This is a genomic window from Streptomyces vilmorinianum (genome assembly GCF_005517195.1).
GTDB lineage: Bacteria > Actinomycetota > Actinomycetes > Streptomycetales > Streptomycetaceae > Streptomyces > Streptomyces vilmorinianum.
Window position 1 is genome coordinate 1,517,577 of record NZ_CP040244.1, and the last position, 18,977, is coordinate 1,536,553.

The 18,977-nt window shown below is 70.3% G+C and carries 15 protein-coding genes; 6 read left to right on the top strand and 9 right to left on the bottom strand.

Features of this window, described 5'->3' with window-relative positions; translation table 11 throughout:
* Positions 1 to 9 precede the first annotated feature (9 nt).
* Entirely contained in the window at positions 10 to 1,041 is a 1,032-nt protein-coding gene (locus FDM97_RS07115; protein WP_137989407.1) for a metal ABC transporter substrate-binding protein, read from the bottom strand.
* Positions 1,042 to 1,216: 175 nt separating this feature from the next.
* On the opposite strand from FDM97_RS07115, the gene FDM97_RS07120 reads away from it, so the two are divergent.
* A complete protein-coding gene (locus tag FDM97_RS07120; RefSeq protein WP_137989408.1) occupies positions 1,217 to 2,599 on the top strand; it encodes a glycine--tRNA ligase in 1,383 nt (460 codons plus the stop codon).
* 61 nt (positions 2,600 to 2,660) lie between these two features.
* Here FDM97_RS07120 and FDM97_RS07125 read toward each other — a convergent pair whose 3' ends face one another.
* On the bottom strand, positions 2,661 to 3,245 hold the full coding sequence (locus tag FDM97_RS07125) for a TetR/AcrR family transcriptional regulator (RefSeq protein WP_137989409.1): 585 nt from the start codon (positions 3,243 to 3,245) through the stop codon (positions 2,661 to 2,663).
* 32 nt (positions 3,246 to 3,277) lie between these two features.
* A complete protein-coding gene (locus tag FDM97_RS07130) occupies positions 3,278 to 4,327 on the bottom strand; it encodes an aldo/keto reductase (protein WP_254705525.1) in 1,050 nt (349 codons plus the stop codon).
* A 249-nt stretch (positions 4,328 to 4,576) separates the two neighbouring features.
* Here FDM97_RS07130 and FDM97_RS35695 point away from each other — a divergent pair, with 249 nt between their 5' ends.
* Positions 4,577 to 4,744 carry a DUF6243 family protein gene (locus FDM97_RS35695; RefSeq protein WP_175439052.1) on the top strand — a complete coding sequence of 56 codons (168 nt, stop codon included), beginning with the start codon at positions 4,577 to 4,579 and terminating at the stop codon, positions 4,742 to 4,744.
* An 87-nt stretch (positions 4,745 to 4,831) separates the two neighbouring features.
* Here the strand turns inward: FDM97_RS35695 and FDM97_RS07135 are convergent, their stop codons facing one another.
* Positions 4,832 to 5,944 carry a calcium-binding protein gene (locus FDM97_RS07135; RefSeq protein WP_137989410.1) on the bottom strand — a complete coding sequence of 371 codons (1,113 nt, stop codon included), beginning with the start codon at positions 5,942 to 5,944 and terminating at the stop codon, positions 4,832 to 4,834.
* A gap of 150 nt (positions 5,945 to 6,094) precedes the next feature.
* Between FDM97_RS07135 and dusB the strand changes: the two genes are divergently transcribed.
* The 3 genes from dusB (at position 6,095) to FDM97_RS07150 (ending at position 11,964) form a co-directional block, all read left to right on the top strand.
* Positions 6,095 to 7,231 (top strand): tRNA dihydrouridine synthase DusB, encoded by a 1,137-nt coding sequence (gene dusB / locus FDM97_RS07140; RefSeq protein ID WP_137989411.1) that lies wholly within the window; start codon positions 6,095 to 6,097, stop codon positions 7,229 to 7,231.
* Between the two features lie 414 nt (positions 7,232 to 7,645).
* Positions 7,646 to 10,357 carry a pyruvate, phosphate dikinase gene (gene ppdK, locus FDM97_RS07145; protein ID WP_137989412.1) on the top strand — a complete coding sequence of 904 codons (2,712 nt, stop codon included), beginning with the start codon at positions 7,646 to 7,648 and terminating at the stop codon, positions 10,355 to 10,357.
* A 566-nt stretch (positions 10,358 to 10,923) separates the two neighbouring features.
* On the top strand, positions 10,924 to 11,964 hold the full coding sequence (locus FDM97_RS07150) for an ArsR/SmtB family transcription factor (RefSeq protein WP_137989413.1): 1,041 nt from the start codon (positions 10,924 to 10,926) through the stop codon (positions 11,962 to 11,964).
* Here the strand turns inward: FDM97_RS07150 and FDM97_RS07155 are convergent.
* Together FDM97_RS07155 and FDM97_RS07160 are read right to left on the bottom strand one after the other, a co-directional pair.
* The gene (locus FDM97_RS07155) at positions 11,934 to 13,094 is read right to left on the bottom strand and encodes an alkaline phosphatase PhoX (RefSeq protein WP_137989414.1); all 1,161 of its coding nucleotides are present in this window, start codon (positions 13,092 to 13,094) and stop codon (positions 11,934 to 11,936) included. The genes FDM97_RS07150 and FDM97_RS07155 overlap by 31 nt on opposite strands.
* Before the next feature lie 145 nt (positions 13,095 to 13,239).
* Positions 13,240 to 13,824: an SRPBCC family protein gene (locus FDM97_RS07160; protein WP_137989415.1), complete on the bottom strand. Its 585-nt coding sequence runs from the start codon at positions 13,822 to 13,824 to the stop codon at positions 13,240 to 13,242.
* 234 nt (positions 13,825 to 14,058) lie between these two features.
* Here FDM97_RS07160 and FDM97_RS07165 point away from each other — a divergent pair, with 234 nt between their 5' ends.
* Positions 14,059 to 14,469: a VOC family protein gene (locus FDM97_RS07165; RefSeq protein ID WP_137989416.1), complete on the top strand. Its 411-nt coding sequence runs from the start codon at positions 14,059 to 14,061 to the stop codon at positions 14,467 to 14,469.
* Between the two features lie 97 nt (positions 14,470 to 14,566).
* Here the strand turns inward: FDM97_RS07165 and nirD are convergent, their stop codons facing one another.
* Genes nirD through FDM97_RS07180 form a run of 3 tightly spaced genes read right to left on the bottom strand, consistent with a single transcriptional unit; the run spans position 14,567 to position 18,718 of the window.
* Complete coding sequence (gene nirD, locus FDM97_RS07170; RefSeq protein WP_137989417.1) at positions 14,567 to 14,899, bottom strand: nitrite reductase small subunit NirD; 333 nt, start codon at positions 14,897 to 14,899, stop codon at positions 14,567 to 14,569.
* Positions 14,896 to 17,469 (bottom strand): nitrite reductase large subunit NirB, encoded by a 2,574-nt coding sequence (gene nirB / locus FDM97_RS07175; RefSeq protein ID WP_175439053.1) that lies wholly within the window; start codon positions 17,467 to 17,469, stop codon positions 14,896 to 14,898. Before nirB ends, nirD begins: the two co-directional genes overlap by 4 nt.
* Position 17,470: 1 nt before the next feature.
* On the bottom strand, positions 17,471 to 18,718 hold the full coding sequence (locus FDM97_RS07180) for an NAD(P)/FAD-dependent oxidoreductase (RefSeq protein ID WP_137989418.1): 1,248 nt from the start codon (positions 18,716 to 18,718) through the stop codon (positions 17,471 to 17,473).
* Positions 18,719 to 18,977: the final 259 nt, after the last annotated feature.

Genomic DNA, 18,977 nt, shown 5'->3' on the forward strand with positions numbered 1-18,977 from the left:
GTGCGTGGATCACTTCGCGCCGAGGGCCTTCTTCAGCGCGGCGAGGTTGGACCGCATGACCTCGATGTAGTCATCGCCCTTGGACCGGTCCGTGATTCCCTCCAGGGGGTCCAGGACGTCGGTCTTGAGGCCGGTGTCCTGGGCGAGGGTCTTCGCGGTCTTGTCGCTGGCGAGGGTCTCGAAGAAGACGGTGGAGACGTTGTCCTTCTTCGCGACGTCCTGGAGCTCCTTGATGCGGGCGGGGCTCGGCTCGGACTCGGGGTCCAGGCCGGCGATGCCCTCCTGCTCCAGGCCGTAGCGCTCGGCGAGGTAGCCGAAGGCGGAGTGGGTGGTGATGAAGGTCTTGGTGGTGGTGGTCTTCAGACCGGTCTCGAACGCCGTGTTCAGCTCGCCGAGCTTCTTGACCAGGGCGTCGGTGTTCTTCTTGTAGTCGGCGGCGTGGGCCGGGTCGGCCTTCTCCAGGGAGGCGCCGACACCCTTGGCGACCTCGGCGTACTTCACCGGGTCGAGCCAGATGTGCGGGTCGGCTCCGGCGTCGGACTCGCCCTCGGCCTCGTGGCCGGCCTCGGACTCGCCCGCGTGCTCGGCGTGCTCCTCGGCGGTCTCGCCCTCGTGGCCGGGCTCCTCCGCGCCGTGGTCGTCGTGGCCGACCTCGGTGCCGTGGTCCTCGAGCTTCGTGAGGGTGGTGGCGTCGACGGTGTTCTTGACGCCGGCCTGCTTGATGGCCTCGTCGACGGCGGGCTGGACGCCCTTGAGGTAGAGGATGTAGTCGGCGTCGCCGAGCTGGCCGATCTGCTTCGGCTTGAGCTCGAGGTCGTGCGGCTCGACGCCGGGCGCGGTGAGCGTGTTGACGGAGACGTGGTCGCCGCCTATCTGCTCGGCCAGGTACTGCATGGGATAGAACGACGCGACGACGTCCAGCTTCCCACTGCCCTTGTCGGCGGCGTCGGAGTTTCCGGAGCAGGCGGACAGGGTCACGAGACCGAGGGCGACGGCTCCGGCGACGGCGGTGGTGGGTATGAGGCGGCGACGTACGTTCATGACACTCATTTTCAACAAAGCTGGAAACGATTGTCAATTGTCCTACTTGTGGTCCTGGCCACGCCCCGCCGCGCTCGGCCGTGTGCGGGCGGAGGCCGAACCGATTTGATACGGGGGGTGCGGGCGCCGGTAATCTGAAGCATTCGCACTTCGTCGTCGTAATGAAGAGAGCACCGTGGCCGCCGACAAGATCGACACCATCGTCAGCCTGAGCAAGCGCCGTGGCTTCGTCTACCCGTGCAGCGAGATCTACGGTGGCCAGCGCGCCGCCTGGGACTATGGACCGCTGGGTGTCGAACTCAAGGAGAACATCAAGCGTCAGTGGTGGCGCTACATGGTCACCTCGCGTGAGGACGTCGTCGGTGTCGACTCGTCGGTGATCCTGGCCACCGAGGTCTGGGAGGCGTCGGGTCACGTCGCGACCTTCACCGACCCGCTGACCGAGTGCACCTCCTGCCACAAGCGGTACCGCGCCGACCACCTGGAGGAGGCGTACGAGGAGAAGCACGGCCGCCTCCCCGAGAACGGCCTCACCGACCTGAACTGCCCCAACTGCGGCAACAAGGGCACCTTCACCGAGCCCAAGCAGTTCTCCGGTCTGCTCTCCACGCACCTCGGCCCGACCCAGGACTCCGGCTCGGTCGCCTACCTGCGCCCCGAGACCGCGCAGGGCATCTTCACCAACTTCGGTCAGGTGCTGCAGACCTCGCGCAAGAAGCCGCCGTTCGGCATCGCGCAGATGGGCAAGTCCTTCCGGAACGAGATCACTCCGGGCAACTTCATCTTCCGCACCCGCGAGTTCGAGCAGATGGAGATGGAGTTCTTCGTCAAGCCGGGCGAGGACGAGCAGTGGCACGAGTACTGGATGGAGCAGCGCTGGAACTGGTACACGGGCCTGGGTCTCCGTGAGGAGAACATGCGCTGGTTCGAGCACCCGAAGGAGAAGCTCTCCCACTACTCCAAGCGCACCGCCGACATCGAGTACCGCTTCCAGTTCGGCGGCAGCGAGTGGGGCGAGCTCGAGGGTGTCGCCAACCGCACCGACTACGACCTGAAGGCCCACTCCAAGGCGTCCGGCAACGACCTGCTCTTCTTCGACCAGGAGGCCGGCGAGCGCTGGACCCCCTACGTCATCGAGCCGGCCGCCGGTGTCGGCCGCACGATGCTGGCCTTCCTCCTCGACGCGTACAACGAGGACGAGGCGCCGAACGCCAAGGGCGTCATGGAGAAGCGCACCGTGATGCGCCTCGACCACCGCATCGCGCCGGTCAAGGTCGCCGTGCTGCCGCTGTCCCGCAACGCGCAGCTCTCGCCGAAGGCCAAGGGCCTCGCGGCCGACCTGCGGCAGAACTGGAACATCGACTTCGACGACGCCGGCGCCATCGGCCGCCGCTACCGCCGCCAGGACGAGATCGGCACGCCGTTCTGCGTCACCGTCGACTTCGACACCCTGGACGACAACGCGGTGACCGTGCGCGAGCGCGACACCATGAAGCAGGAGCGCGTCTCCCTCGACCAGATCCAGGGCTACCTGGGCAGCCGCCTGCTCGGCTGCTGACGCTGTTCGCACGCAGAAGCCCCCGGTTCCTCGCAGGAACCGGGGGCTTCGCTCTGTGCTGTCAGGCGCGCAGGCCGCGCAGCAGCAGGTCGAGTACGGCGTCGAACTCGGCCTCGGTCGTGGGGCGTTGCCACTCCGGGGCGTAGGCCGGGTCGTGGAAGTGCGCTGTCGCCGAGAAGAGCGCGCGGGCGGTGGCGTCGGGGTCGGGGGCGGTGAACTCGCCCTTCCGTACGCCCTCTTCGACGATCTCCCGGACCTGGCCGACCAGCGCGTCGATGTGCTGCTCGACCACACCGCTGGCCTCGTCGATGAGCACCCCGTACGTGGCGAAAAGCTCGGGGTCGTCGCCCGCCTTGTGTCGCTTGGCCTCGAAGAGGCCGGCGAACCAGGCCCGGAGCTTCTCCGCGGCCGGCTGGTCCGACGTCTCGATCAGCTCGGCGAGCGCGACCTCGGCGCGGGTCAGCCAGCGGTGCGTGACCGCCTCGCGCAGCGCCGCCTTGGTGCGGAAGTGGCGGTAGACGCTGCCGTGGCTGACACCGAGCACCCGGGCCACGTCCACGACCGTGGCCTTCGCCGGACCGTAGCGCCGCAGCACCTCCTCGGTGGCTTCGAGGATGCGCTCTGCGGTCAGGGTCTCGGTAGGCATGAGATGACAGTACCTGTCATCTGACCGGGCGGTCAGTGCTCGCTGTCCAGGTGGGCCATCTGCTCCGCCGGGTAGCGCTCCCCGGCCGCCGCGTCCAGGGGGACGGCCTGCTCGATGGCGGCCAGGTCGGCGGCGTCGAGCGTGACGTCCAGGGCGCCGAGGGCCTCCGCGAGCCGGTCGCGGCGGCGGGCGCCGATCAGCGGCACGATGTCGGCGCCGTGCCGGGGGCCCTGAGCCAGGACCCAGGCGATCGCGGTCTGGGCGACCGTCACGCCCTTGGCCTCGGCGACGGCACGCAGCCGGTCCACCAGGTCCAGGTTCCGCAGCAGGTTGTCGCCCTGGAAGCGCGGGCTCATGCCCCGGAAGTCGCCCGGTCCGAACGTGCGGTCACGGGTGACGTGGCCGCTGATCAGACCGCGCGAGAGCACTCCGTACGCGGTGATGCCGATGCCGAGCTCGCGGGCGGTCGGCAGGATCTTCTCCTCGATGCCCCGGGATATCAGCGAGTACTCGATCTGGAGGTCGGCGATCGGGGCGACGGCCGCCGCCCGGCGCAGGGTGTCCGCGCCGGCCTCGGAGAGACCGATGTGGCGGACGTGCCCGGCCTCGACGAGCTCGGCGATCGCGCCGACGGTCTCCTCGATCGGCACGTCCGGGTCGACGCGGGCGATCCGGTAGATGTCGATGTGGTCCGTGCCGAGGCGCTGCAGGGAGTACGCCGCGAAGTTCTTCACCGCGTCCGGCCGGCCGTCGTAGCCGGTGAAGCCGCCCTCGACCGTGCGCAGGGCGCCGAACTTCACGCTGGTCAGGGCCTGCTCCCGGGCGGCCGCGGGGGCCGTGCGCAGGGCCTCGTTGATCAGCAGCTCGTTGTGCCCCATTCCGTAGAAGTCGCCGGTGTCGAGGAGCGTGACGCCGGCGTCGAGAGCGGCGTGGATCGTGGCGATCGACTCGGCGCGGTCGCTCTCGCCGTACAGCGCGGACATGCCCATGCAGCCGAGGCCGAGGGCGGAGACCTGCGGGCCGGTGGTGCCGAGGGAGCGGATGGGGAGGGAGGTCGCGGGGGTGGGGGTCATGGCGGTCATGGGGGTCTCCTCGGAGGGGATCGGAGGGGTGACGCATGACAACTATGGCATGACGGCTGACAGATTTCAATGTTTGTCATTCACTCGCCATGCCACCCGAAAACGACGTGCCCGGGGGAGAGCGGCGGGGTAGCGTCTGCGGCATGTCCTCGTTCTTCCAGATCTACGAGTGAGAGCGCCGCGGGCCGATCGCCCGCGCAGCGCCAGCCGATTGACCACCGCATATCTCACTGATGGGAGAGCCACTCCATGGCCAAGGGCCGCAACAACCTCCTCGGCGTCGGCGGACAGCGCAAGAAGCTGTCCCGGGCCGACCAGCACGGCGCCGGTCAGGGCCGCAACGCCGATCGCAAGACGGCGGCCGAACAGAAGCAGGAGCTGCTGAAGAAGATGCGCGAGCGCGCTCACCAGGACTGACGCGCAGCAGGACGGACGGCACGGACGGCACGGCACGGCACGGTGAGGGGCCGGGATCTCGGTGATCCCGGCCCCTCACCTCGTCGCTCACGGCACGTTCGTGACGACCTCGCAGGCCGTCGCGGTGTCCGTGCCCGCCTCTCCGTCGCAGGTGTCCGGGCTGCCCGGTCCGCCGTCGAGCCGGTCGTCGCCCGGTCCGGCCCGCAGGGCGTCCGCACCGTCGCCGCCGGACAGCCGGTCCCGGCCGCCCGCGGTGCCGACGGTCGTGGTCGCCTCGAAGTCGACGTTGTCGCCGAAGATCAGGTCGTCGCCGCCGAGTCCGTCGATCCGGTCGCCGCCCGCGCTGCCGGGGACGGCGCCCTCGCCGACCGAGCTCTCGCCGACCAGGATGTCGGCGTCGGCGCCGCCCGTGATCCGGTCGTCGCCCGCGCCGAACACGTTCCCGCCCGTGGGGTCGAAGATGTTGTGGTCGCCGACGACGAGGCCGCCGCCGGGGCCGAGGTCGAGGCGGTCGTTCCCGCCGCTGCCGTGCGCGTTCCCGAAGACCGAACCGCTGTCGCCGATGAGGAACTCCAGTCCGGGGCCGCCCGTCAGGACGTCGTTCCCGGCCCCGGTCGCGTCGCCCGAGATCGCCAGGGAGTCGCCGGTGATGTTCTCCCTGCCGGGCCCGCCGTCGATCACGTCACGGCCGCCGCCGGAGGCATCGACGTCGCCGCGGCTGTCCCCGATCAGGCCGTCGTCGCCGTCGCCGCCGTAGATGCGGTCGTCGCCGCCGCCCGTGGCGCTGCCCCCGAACGCGAGGCTGTCCCCGGTGATGCGGTCGTCGCCGGGCCCGCCGTAGATGAGGTCGTGCCCGCCGCCGGAGGCGTCGCCGTTGTCGTTCCTGACATCGCCGTTGACGATGTCGTTCCCCGCCCCGGCGTCGATCCGGTCGTTCCCCAGGCCGCCGACGACGGTGTCGTCCCCGCCCAGCGAGCAGATCAGGTCGTTGCCGCCCCTGCCGTCGATCGTGTCGGCGCCCTCCGAGCCGATGATGACGTCGTTGCCGGGCGTTCCCTCGACGATGCCCGAGCCGGTGATCGTCGCCTGGCGGCCGAAGCAGGTGTGCTGGGCAGCCGCGGCGGTGCCGGGGGCGCCGAGCGCGAGCAGCGAGGCCGCGCAGACGGCGGCGATGAGCGGGGGAGCCGGACGAGGGGCCATGTGAACCTCCAGGTGGGGGGTGTGCGGTGCTCCGCCGGTCCGCGCCACTGCTACTGTCCGTGGGCGGCCATGACGGAACGTAGGCACGGCGCGCGGGGTGCGGCGACCAGGGCCCGGCGTACGGGTGAGGCGATACGCGACAATGGGCCAATGACCGCGTTCTCCCCCCTCGCCATCGGGCCGCACATCGTGCAGCCGCCGGTGGTGCTCGCGCCGATGGCCGGCATCACCAACGCCCCCTTCCGCACCCTCTGCCGTGAGTTCTCCGGCGGCAAGGGCCTGTTCGTGAGCGAGATGATCACGACGCGGGCGCTGGTCGAGCGCAACGAGAAGACCATGCAGCTCATCCGCTTCGACGAGAGCGAGAAGCCGCGGTCGATCCAGCTGTACGGCGTCGACCCGGTGACGGTCGGCAAGGCCGTGCGGATGATCGTCGACGAGGACCTGGCCGACCACATCGACCTGAACTTCGGCTGCCCGGTCCCCAAGGTCACCCGCAAGGGCGGCGGCTCGGCCCTCCCGTACAAGCGGCCGCTGCTGCGCGCGATCCTGCACGAGGCCGTGACGAACGCGGGCGACCTGCCGGTCACGATGAAGATGCGCAAGGGCATCGACGACGACCACATCACCTACCTGGACGCGGGGCGGATCGCGGTCGAGGAGGGCGTCACGGCGATCGCCCTGCACGGGCGGACGGCGGCGCAGCACTACGGCGGCACCGCCGACTGGGACGCCATCGCCCGGCTCAAGGAGCACGTCCCGGAGATCCCGGTGCTCGGCAACGGCGACATCTGGTCGGCCGACGACGCGCTGCGGATGATGCGCGAGACCGGCTGCGACGGCGTGGTCGTGGGGCGCGGCTGCCTGGGGCGCCCGTGGCTCTTCGGCGACCTGGTGGCGGGCTTCGAGGGCACGGGGGAGTACGCGCAGCCGGGCCTGCGCGTCGTCGCGGACGCGATGGTGCGGCACGCGCGGCTGCTCGGCGAGTGGCTGGGCGACGAGTCGCGCGGTGTCATCGACTTCCGCAAGCACGTGGCCTGGTACCTGAAGGGCTTCTCGGTCGGTTCCGAGATGCGCAAGAAGCTGGCGATCACCTCGTCCCTGGACGAGCTGCGCGCTCAGTTGAGCGAGCTGGACCTGGACCAGCCGTGGCCGGTGGGCGCGGACGGTCCGCGTGGCCGTACGTCGGGCAACAACCGGGTCGTGCTGCCGGACGGCTGGCTCAAGGATCCGTACGACTGCGCCGGGGTCAGCGAGGACGCGGAACTGGACACCTCAGGCGGCTGACGTCGCCCGGAAGCGCTCGGAAGAGCGCGAGAGGCGTCCAGATCACGTCCGGATCGTGGGAAACAAGCCGTTCGGACGGCGTGATCCTCGCCACCCTTGATAGGGGTGGCGCTCAGATGAGCATATTTCGAGGCGTTGCACTTCTGGAGGGGTGGCACTGGGTGCCACCCCTTATGTGTTCAAGAGTTGAACGCAGATGCTCTGGAAGGCGCTCATGTGAGCGTGTAAGCTCAGGTTTGAGTCAAGCGGGCTTCGGAGTCTGAAAGCGGAAGCTACTCGTCAGTTACTTTCGATGTGCTGGCGGACGGGTGGTTAAGACCACGTGACCGGTAGGCGTACCTCCCCAGAAGCCTTCGATCTGGGTATGTTCCTCGCCGTCAGGGCAGCCAACCGAGCCTCGAGGAGTCGAGACACGTGTCGGAAAACAAAGATCAGAAGTTCGTGTACGACTTCACCGAGGGCAACAGGGACCTGAAGGACCTGCTCGGTGGCAAGGGTGCGAACCTCGCCGAGATGACCAACCTCGGCCTCCCCGTTCCCCCCGGCTTCACGATCACCACCGAGGCGTGCAAGGTCTACCTCGAGAGCGGCTCCGAGCCCGCCGAGCTGCGCGACGAGGTCAGCGCGCACCTCGACGCCCTCGAGCAGCAGATGGGCAAGAAGCTCGGCCAGGCCGACAACCCGCTGCTCGTCTCCGTCCGCTCCGGTGCCAAGTTCTCCATGCCCGGCATGATGGACACGGTCCTCAACATCGGCCTCTCCGACAAGTCCGTCGAGGGCCTCGCCGCCCAGGCCGACAACGAGCGCTTCGCCTGGGACTCGTACCGCCGTCTCATCCAGATGTTCGGCAAGACCGTCCTCGGCGTCGACGGCGAGCTCTTCGAGGAGGCCATCGACGAGGCCAAGGCCGCCAAGAAGGTCACCGTCGACACCGACCTCGACGCCGCCGACCTGAAGAAGCTCGTCAAGCACTTCAAGAAGATCGTGAAGGCCGAGGCCGGCCGCGACTTCCCGCAGGACCCGCGCGAGCAGATGGATCTCGCCATCGAGGCGGTCTTCAACTCCTGGAACACCGACCGCGCGAAGCTGTACCGCCGCCAGGAGCGCATCCCGGGCGACCTCGGCACCGCCGTCAACGTCTGCTCCATGGTCTTCGGCAACCTCGGCCCGGACTCCGGCACCGGTGTCGCCTTCACCCGCGACCCCGCCTCCGGCCACCAGGGCGTCTACGGCGACTACCTGCAGAACGCGCAGGGCGAGGACGTCGTCGCGGGTATCCGCAACACCGTGCCGCTCGCCGAGCTGGAGTCGATCGACAAGAAGTCGTACGACCAGCTGATGCAGATCATGGAGACGCTCGAGACCCACTACAAGGATCTCTGCGACATCGAGTTCACGATCGAGCGCGGCCAGCTGTGGATGCTGCAGACCCGCGTCGGCAAGCGCACCGCCGGTGCCGCCTTCCGGATCGCCACCCAGCTCGTCGACCAGGGCCTGATCGACGAGGCCGAGGCGCTCCAGCGCGTCAACGGCGCGCAGCTCGCGCAGCTGATGTTCCCCAAGTTCGACGAGAACGCCAAGGTCGAGCAGATCGGGCGCGGCATCGCCGCCTCCCCGGGCGCGGCCGTCGGCAAGGCCGTCTTCGACTCGTACACGGCCGTCAAGTGGTCCCGCTCCGGCGAGAAGGTCATCCTGATCCGCCGTGAGACCAACCCGGACGACCTGGACGGCATGATCGCCGCCGAGGGCATCCTGACCTCGCGCGGCGGTAAGACCTCCCACGCGGCCGTCGTCGCCCGCGGCATGGGCAAGACCTGTGTCTGCGGCGCCGAGGAGCTCGAGGTCGACACCAAGCGCCGCCGGATGACCACCGCCTCCGGCGTGGTCGTCGAGGAGGGCGACGTCGTCTCCATCGACGGCTCCACCGGCAAGGTGTACCTCGGTGAGGTACCCGTCGTACCGTCCCCGGTCGTCGAGTACTTCGAGGGCCGCATGCACGCCGGCGCCGACGACGCCGACGAGCTGGTCCAGGCCGTCCACCGGATCATGGCCTACGCCGACCGCGTCCGCCGGCTGCGCGTGCGCGCCAACGCCGACAACGCCGAGGACGCGCTGCGCGCCCGCCGCTTCGGTGCCCAGGGCATCGGCCTGTGCCGCACCGAGCACATGTTCCTCGGCGAGCGCCGCGAGATGGTCGAGAAGCTGATCCTCGCCGACACCGACGAGGAGCGCACGGAGGCCCTGGACGCGCTGCTGCCGCTCCAGAAGAAGGACTTCGTCGAGCTCTTCGAGGCCATGGACGGCCTGCCCGTCACGGTCCGTCTCCTCGACCCGCCGCTGCACGAGTTCCTGCCCGACATCACCGAGCTGTCGGTACGCGTCGCCCTCGCCGAGGCCCGCAAGGAGCCGCACGAGAACGAGCTCCGGCTGCTCCAGGCCGTGCACCGGCTGCACGAGCAGAACCCGATGCTGGGTCTGCGCGGCGTCCGCCTCGGTCTGGTCATCCCCGGCCTGTTCACCATGCAGGTCCGGGCGATCGCCGAGGCCGCGGCCCAGCGCATCGAGGCCAAGGGCGACCCGCGCGCCGAGATCATGATCCCGCTCGTCGGCACCGTCCAGGAGCTGGAGATCGTCCGCGACGAGGCCGAGCAGGTCATCGCCGAGGTCCGGGCGAAGACCGGCGTCGAGCTGAAGCTCGCGCTCGGCACGATGATCGAGCTGCCGCGCGCCGCCGTGACCGCCGGTCAGATCGCCGAGGCCGCCGAGTTCTTCTCCTTCGGTACGAACGACCTCACCCAGACGGTGTGGGGCTTCTCCCGGGACGACGTGGAGGCCAGCTTCTTCACCGCGTACCTGGAGAAGGGCATCTTCGGAGTCTCGCCGTTCGAGACCATCGACAAGGACGGCGTCGGCGCGCTCGTCCGCAGCGCCGTGGAGTCCGGCCGGGCCACCCGCCCGGACATCAAGCTCGGCGTCTGCGGTGAGCACGGCGGCGACCCGGAGTCGGTGCACTTCTTCCACGAGGTCGGCCTCGACTACGTCTCCTGCTCGCCCTTCCGGATCCCGGTGGCGCGTCTGGAGGCCGGCCGCGCGGCGGCGGAGTCGAGCGGCAGCGACAGCCGCTGACCACCGGTCGCCGGCCGGCTGTCGGCCGGCCGGCTGACCGAGCGTTCAGTAGCAAAGATCACCGGAGTCGTCGCTCGTCCCCGACCCTCAACCGATGGGCGGCGGCTCCGGGTTGCAAGAGAGACGGGGCGGACACCTTGTGCGGAGGTGTCCGCCCCGTCGTATTTCGTCCGCCCCGGGATGTTCGCCAAATGTGAGTTCATGTTCAATCGGAGTCGGTTGAATTATTGGGCGTTGAACCTTCCGAGTTGAACTTTCCTCGATTGGTCCCGCAAAGAACGGGGCGGGCGCGGCCGCCGGATCCCCACCCGACGACCGCGCCCATTACCCATGCCGGGCAGGTGAGCCGCAACCCTCGCCGACCGCCGCCGGACGCGCAAAGCCCCCCACGGTCTTCGCCACGCCACCTCGGTCCTGAAGGTTTCCTGCCCGACACGCACAGCTTTTCGGTTTGCCCCCGTTCCCCGCGATGCTTTTCAAGTGTGGCTGAAACACCCTGGTAACGTGCAGTGATGCTGTGCATACTCATCGACGGGGGTGGTTGCGAGTGCACAGGTGGGGGTTCAATGCTGCGGATTCATTTCACCGCGAGCGACGTGGCGGGGGTCCGGATGGCGGCCCGGCCGGACGTTCTCTGGGAAACCATTCTCAGTTTTCACCGTTTAAGAGACCGGCGCGGGGCGCTCCTCTACGGGGAATGGCGCGCGGACACCCGCACACGGCTCAACGGTGAGACCCGGCTCCTGGCGGCCCTGGTCCCCAGCCGCGGCTACTTCCCCGACTTCCTGACCCCGTCCGAGGGCGTGCAGGGCCTCGACGAGGGGCTGGAGGCGATGCGGGCGACCCCGCAGGCCCGGCTCCGCTCCGAGCTGGCCCTGCTGGGCGCCGACCGGGCCGGCGGCCGGACCGTGCCCCATTCGCTGCGCGCCCTCGCCGAGGGCGGCTCCGAGCCGTTCAGCCGGCTCATCGGGGCCCTGCGCAGCTATCACCGGGCCGCGATCGAGCCGTACTGGCCCCACATCCGGGCGCGGGTCGAGGCCGAGCGGGCGCTGCGCGGCCGGGCCCTGCTCGACGGCGGCGCCGACGAACTCCTGGCCTCCCTGCCGATGTTCCGCTGGCGGGCCCCCGTCCTGGAGGCCGACTACCCCGTCGAGCGCGATCTCCACCTCGACGGCCGGGGCCTGCTGCTCCAGCCCTCGTACTTCTGCCGCGGCACCCCGGTCGTCCTGCGCGACCCCACGCTGCCCCCGGTGCTCGTCTACCCGACGAGCCACTGCGAGGTGCCGAGCGTCCGGGAGCCGGGCGGGTCGTCCTCGCTGGCCAAGCTGGTCGGCAACACCCGTTCCGCGGTGCTGCACGCCATCGGCGACGGCGGCACCACCAGCGAACTGGCCCGCAGGGCGGGGGTGTCGCTCGCCTCGGCCAGCCAGCACGCGGGCGTGCTGCGCGAGGCCGGGCTCGTCGCCACCCTGCGGCACGGCAACGCGGTCCTGCACACACTGACGCCGCTGGGCGCCGCCTTGCTCGGCGGCGCCCAGCGGGTCGCGGGGCCCTCGCCGGCCCCCGTGGAGCGTCTCTACGCGCGGAACGGACCCGTCACCTCGTAGGTGATGCCGCCCGAGGAGCTGCCGCTCGTGCCGCGCTGGCTGGAGAAGTACAGCCGGCTGCCGTCGGGGGAGAAGGCCGGTCCCGTGATCTCGGAGCCGGACTGGCCGTTGATCCGCAGGAACGGGGCGACGACGTCGTCCGGCGTGATGATGCAGATCTCCATGTTGCCGCCGTCCTCGGCGATGAACAGGTCGCCGGAGGAGGAGCCGGTGACGTTGTCGACCCCGGTCAGCGGGGCGCCGCCGCCGACCACCAGCGAGTCGTCGTAGGCCAGTTCGTAGGTGCTGGTGGTGAGGTTGAGCTGCCAGACCCGGTTGTCGCCCTTGGTGGTGAACCAGACGGTGTCGTTGGCGTAGTGGCAGCCCTCGCCGCCGTTGAACTTCTTCGCCCCGGAGACCTGCTTACGGGTCGCGGTGGGCGAGCCGTCCGGGTCGGGCACGGTGGCCCAGGTGAAGGAGCCGGAGGTCGAGGTGCCGGCCTTCAAGACCTGGAGGGTGCCGGACGAGAGGTTGCCCCAGGTGTTCGGGACGAAGCGGTAGAAGCAGCCGTCGGAGGCGTCCTCGGTCAGGTAGATCACCTTGCGCACCGGGTCGGCGGCGGCGGCCTCGTGGTTGAACCGGCCCATCGCGGCCCGGCGGACGGCCGCGTTCACACCCCACGGGTCGGTCTCGTAGACATAGCCGGTGCTGACCTCCTCGCAGGAGAGCCAGGTGTTCCACGGGGTCGCGCCGCCCGCGCAGTTGCGGTTGGTGTTGGAGAGGATGCGGTAGGCACCGGTGATGCCTCCCGAGGAGTTGAACTTGATCGCGCTCGCGCCGCCGGTGGTGGAGATCTCCGAGTTGGAGACGTAGATCCAGCCGGTGCCGTCGGCGAAGCAGGCGCCGCCGTCGGGGGCGTTGTGCCAGGTGTACGAGGTGCCGGCGACCGTCTGGCCGGACCGGGCGATCACCCGGCTGCTGAATCCGCTCGGCAGCTGGATGCCGTTGGCGTCGGCCGCCCCGAGGGCCCCGTAGGGGCCGGCGCCGGGCTGGGCGGGGGCCGCGTAGGCGGCACCGCGCATCAGGGTGCCGCCGAAGGCGGCGGCCGACGTACCGATGACCGCTCCGCGCAGGAAACTGCGTCGCTCCACGTCTCACTCCAGAGGGGGTGGTGGTGACCGCCCCGCCGCACCGGTCGGCGGCGGGGTCGCGCGCTATCGGAACCTAGGGGTACGGAGTTGGTACGGAGTTGACAGTGCAGCAACAACGCATGAAGGGGAAGCGTCGGTAGGAATGTCAGCGGCCCTGGCCGCCGGCTCCGGACTCCAGCAGCGTCTTGAGGCCGGCCAGCCGCTCCCGCCAGAACTCCTTGCAGGCCGCCACGGCGTCCGCGTCCGGGAGCTTGGTGTGGCCGAGGCCCACTTGGGTCTTCGCCTCGCCCTTCGGCGTCAGGTAGACCGAGATCCGGCTCGTCCCGCCGTCCCAGTCGGCGGTGACGGACCTGCCCGTGCGATGGGTACGCACCTCCAGCTCGCCCTCCGGGAGCCAGCGGCGGCGCAGCTCCTCGTCCACGAAGGCGTCCGTGACCCGGGCGGCCGGGGCGTTCACGGTCCTGCTCACGCTCGCCTGCCAGTCACCCTCGCTGGACTGGCCGACCTGGCGCAACCCGCGCTCCTGCTCGTAGCCGACGGTGATCGACTGGGCGTGCCAGCCGCTCACCCCCTCGGCGTCCACCAGATGGCGGGCGATCTCGGTGTGTCCGCGGCCCGTCGCGCCCCAGGCGTCGAGCAGGGCGAACCAGTCGGCCCAGCTCCTGCCGGTCGCACCGGCGAGGGCCTCGTCCGAGAGCTTCTCGGTGATCTTCCTGCCTGCGGGGCTCATGGTTCCGACGCTAGCGGGATCCGGCACCGGTCGCCTCTGGCACGGGTCGCCTCCGGCACCGGTCGCCTCTGGCACGGGTCGCCTCCGGCACGGGTCGCCTCCGGCACCTGCTCGAAGCATCATCGGAGGACCGACGAAAAAAGTTCCGGCGACAGCGATGAGTTCTGCTCGGCCACGCCGTCTTAACTCCCGAAAGCGCCGACACAGAGCGCACGACAGAGGAGAGAGACCACCATGTCCCAGATGATCTTCGTGAACCTGCCCGTGAAGGACCTCGAGACCTCGAAGACCTTCTGGAGCAAGCTCGGCTACTCCTTCAACCCGCAGTTCACCGACGAGACCGCCGCCTGCATGGTCATCAGCGACACGATCTTCGCGATGCTCCTGACCGAGGCCAAGTTCAAGGAGTTCACCACGCCGGGCAAGGAGATCGCCGACGCGACGAGGACGAGCGAGGTGCTGGTGGCCCTGAGCGCCGACAGCCGCGAGAAGGTCGACGAGCTCGTGGACGGCGCGCTCGCCTCGGGCGGGTCCGCGGCGAAGGAGCCCATGGACTACGGCACGATGTACGGCCGCTCCTTCACGGACCCCGACGGCCACCACTGGGAGGTCATGTGGATGGACCCGGCCGCCGTCCAGGGCTGATCACGGCTTCGGATCGTCGTACGTCACGCCGGTGAGCTGCCCGGGCACGGCCCGGAGCCGCTCACCGGCGACGACGTCGTCCAACGTCCGCCTCGGGTCACACCGTGCGGACCGGGAAGACCGCCACCGAGACGTCCTCGTCGTCCAGGCACTTCCCCGTCTCCAGGTCGAAGCGCTGCTTCAGGAGCGGCGAGGCCACGAACGTCCGACCGCCGGCCGACCCGAGCAGCCCCCGGGAGAGCACCTGGGCCCCGGTGAAGGGATCGCGGTTCTCGATCGCGTACGCACGCCCCGCGCGGTCCACGAAGAGCGCCGCCTGGCGGCCGTCGGGGAGCAGCGCGGCCACGCCCCGGCCCGGCGTCAGCCGGGAGGTCTCGCAGACCGGGATCCAGGCGTCGGCCTCGATGTCGTGGGAGAGTTCGAGCTTCATCGGGCGGAGGCTCCTTCCAGGCGGTTGCCGATGGTGAGGACGGTCAGGTCCGGCTTGATCTGGTCGCGCTCCGGGACGAACTTCACCGACGGGTCCGGCGCGTCCGGCGCGTTGACGAAGGACACGAAGCGGCGCAGCCGGTCCGGGTCGTCCAGGGTCTGCGCCCACTCGTCCTGGTAGTCCGCGACATGGGCCGCCATCAGCGCCTCCAGCTCGTCGCAGAGCCCCAGTGAGTCGCGCACGACCACGTCCTTGAGGTGCTCCAGGCCGCCCTCCAGCCGCTCCAGCCACACCGAGGTGCGCTCCAGACGGTCGGCGGTACGGATGTAGAACATCAGGAACCGGTCGATCAGCCGCACCAGTTCGGCGTCCGACAGATCCTGGGCGAGCAGGTCCGCGTGGCGCGGGGTCGCGCCGCCGTTGCCGCCCACGTACAGGTTCCAGCCGCTCGCCGTCGCGATGACGCCGAAGTCCTTCGACTGCGCCTCCGCGCACTCCCGCGCGCAGCCGGAGACCGCCGACTTGAGCTTGTGCGGCGAGCGCAGGCCCCGGTAGCGCAGCTCCAGCTGGATCGCCATCTTCACCGAGTCCTGGACGCCGTAGCGGCACCAGGTCTGCCCCACGCAGGACTTCACCGTGCGCAGCGACTTGCCGTACGCGTGCCCCGACTCGAAGCCCGCGTCGACCAGCCGTGTCCAGATCGCCGGCAGCTGCTCCACCCGGGCGCCGAACATGTCGATCCGCTGCCCGCCCGTGATCTTGGTGTAGAGCCCGAAGTCGCGGGCCACCTCGCCGATCACGATCAGCTTGTCCGGGGTGATCTCACCGCCCGGGATGCGGGGGACGACCGAGTACGAGCCGTTGCGCTGCATGTTGGCGAGGAAGTGGTCGTTGGTGTCCTGGAGGGCGGCCTGCTCTCCGTCCAGGATGTAGCCGCCCAGTTCGAGTGTCGGGGCGAGACTCGACAGGATCGAGGCGACCGTCGGCTTGCAGATCTCGCAGCCCTCACCGCCGCGCGCCTCCGGCCGCCCGTGCGAGTCGAGCAGCTCGGCGAAGGACGTCAGCCGCAGAGTACGGGTGATCTCGTAGAGCTCGCTGCGGGTGTACGAGAAGCAGGCGCAGAGCCCTTTGTCGGTCGCCGCCGGCAGCAGCCGCCCGATCAGCTTCACGCAACTGCCGCAGCCCGTACCGGCCTTGGTGCACTTCTTCACCTCGGGCAGCGTCGAGCACTGGGTGATCGCGTGCTTGGTGACGTTGTGGCACGAGCAGATGACGGCGTCGTCCGGCAGCGCGGACGGGCCGAGCGCGACCGGTGCGCCCGCGCCCGCCGGAAGGACCAGCTGCTCGGGGGAGACCGGCGGGACGGAGCCGGTGAGCGGCCGCAGCATGCCGTACGAATCGGCGTCGCCGACCAGGACACCGCCGAGGAGCACGCCCTCACCGTCGACCACGAGCTTCTTGTAGACACCGGAGCGGGAGTCGGAGTAGACGACGTCGAGGCAGCCCTCGGCCGTGCCGTGCGCGTCACCGAAGGAGGCCACGTCCACGCCGAGCAGCTTCAGCTTCGTCGACATGTCGGCACCGGTGAAAGTGACATCAGCGGCTGCCGCCGCGGGGTGCTCCTCGGCGGAGGCGATCGTCGCCGCGGCCGTCAGCGCCATCTCGTAGCCGGGCGCCACCAGGCCGTACACCCTGCCGTCCGAGGCCAGCGCGCACTCGCCGATCGCGAACACCGCCGGGTCGGACGTCCGGCACTGCTCGTCGACCGCGATGCCGCCGCGCTCGCCGACCGCGAGGCCGCAGTCGCGCGCCAGCTGGTCCCGGGGCCGTACACCCGCCGAGAACACCACCATGTCCGTGGCCAGTTCCGAACCGTCCGACAGACGCATCGCGGTGACCACGCCGTCCTCGGTCACGACCTCCTGCGTACCCGTCCCGGTGTGGACGCTCAGCCCCATCTGCTCGATCGTGCGCAGCAGCGCCGCGCCACCGCCCTCGTCCACCTGCACGGGCATCAGCCGGGGCGCGAACTCCACGATGTGCGTGTCGAGCCCGAGCCCCTTGAGCGCGCCCGCGGCCTCCAGGCCGAGCAGACCGCCGCCGACGACCGCGCCGGTCGTCGCCGTCTTGGCGTACTCCTCGATGGCGAGCAGGTCCTCGATCGTGCGGTAGACGAAACAGCCGCGGGCGTCCTTGCCGGGGACCGGGGGCACAAACGGGTACGAGCCGGTGGCCAGGACGAGCGTGTCGTACGGGATGACCTGGCCGGAGCGCGCGGTGACCGTACGGGCCGCGCGGTCGATCGACTCGGCCGGGTCGCCGACGTACAGCTCGATGCCGTGCTTCTCCATGAAGCCGTCCTCGACCATGGAGAGCTCGTCGGGGGTGCGGCCGGAGAAGTACGAGGTCAGCTGGACCCGGTCGTAGGCGGGGCGCGGCTCCTCGCAGAGCACGACGATGCGCGCGCGCTCGGTGATGCCCCGGTCCGCCAGCGCCTCCAGGAAGCGCTGGCCGACCATGCCGTGGCCGACCAGGACGACGGTGGGGGTGTGCACGGGCGTGGTCGACATCTCAGGAGCCTCCGTCATGGGTGAGCAGGTGGAGCAGGGGAGCGTGCGGAAGGGCCTCGTCGCCCTCCCAGGCCCGGGCGAGTGCCCCGACCGCGGCGAGATCGCCGAGGAGTACGCCGCCGACCAGGCGGTCGCCGCGGACGACGACCTTGCGGTAGGCGCTGCGGGTGGCGTCGGTCAGCTGGACGACGTCGTCGCCGGGCAGCGGCGTGGCCTCGCCGAAGGCCGCCAGGTCGAGGGAGACGGGCCCGCCGAGCGTGAGCCGGGTCAGCGCCCGGGTCCCGGTGTAGGCGGGGCGGGGAAGGTCCGGGGCATCGGCGGTGGCCACGGGCGGGAGCGGCGAGTCCGTGGTCGTCGAGGTCTCCGCGTGGAGGACCTCCGCCAGCGCGTCCGCCTGTTCCAGGGCCGGGCCGGCCAGGCCGTAGACCTGGCCGTCGTGCTCGGCGCAGTCGCCGATGGCGTGGATGTACGGATCGGAGGTCCGCAGCTCGTCGTCGACGACGACGCCCTTGCGGACGTCGAGACCGGCGTCCTTGGCGAGACCGACACGCGGTCGGACCCCGCAGGCCAGCACCACGACCTGGGCGTCGAGCACGAAACCGTCGGCGAGCTCCACGGCCGTGACCGCGCCGTCCTCCTGGCGGAGCCCGCTGACCCGGCACTCGGTGTGCACCTCGACACCGAGGGACTCCACATGCGAGCGGAGCAGCGCCGAGGCCTGGACGTCCAGCTGGCGTTCCATCAGCCGCTCGCCCTGCTGGGTGAGGACGACCTCGGCGCCGAGCGCGGCCAGCGCGCGGGCCGCCGAGACGCCGAGCAGACCGCCGCCGATGACGACCGCGCGGACCCCGGGCCGGACAAGGGCCCGCAGCTCCAGACAGTCGTCGAGCGTACGGAACGGATGGACGCCCGACGGCAGCCGCGAGCCGCGCAGTCCGCGCAGCGGCGGCAGCACGGGGTTCGAGCCGGTCGCCAGGACCAGCCGGTCGTAGCCGACCTCCGTCCCGTCCTCGCACTCCACGATCCGGGCGGCACGATCGATCCGTACCGCACGCACACCGCGCCGCACCGGCTCCTGCGGAGCGGGCAGCGCGATCACCTCGGGCGCGTACCGCCCGGCGAGGACGTCCGCGAGCAGCACCCTGTTGTACGGTGCGTGCGGCTCTTCGCCGAGGAGGGTGACGGGCAGGCGCTGGGCGAGCCGGACGCCCGCCGTTCCGCCTCCGACCACCACGATCCGTGTACTCATGACTCGAAGAGTGCGGGGCTGGTGTTACCCGGCGGCATCCCGTTTGTTTCCCGTACGGAACGCTGATCTCAGATCTGGGCGGTTCGCACTGTGAGGCGCGCGGCTGTGAGGCTTAACCCGTGGTCAGGGCGTCCTCAAGGGGGCCTTAAGGATCGTGGGGGAGGGGCTGACCTGGGGTTCTCGTATACCGAAGAACCCTAGGGTGCGGGATGTGACGACCGAGGTTCAGGAACCGAGCCATCCCGCGCTTGCGGCGTAC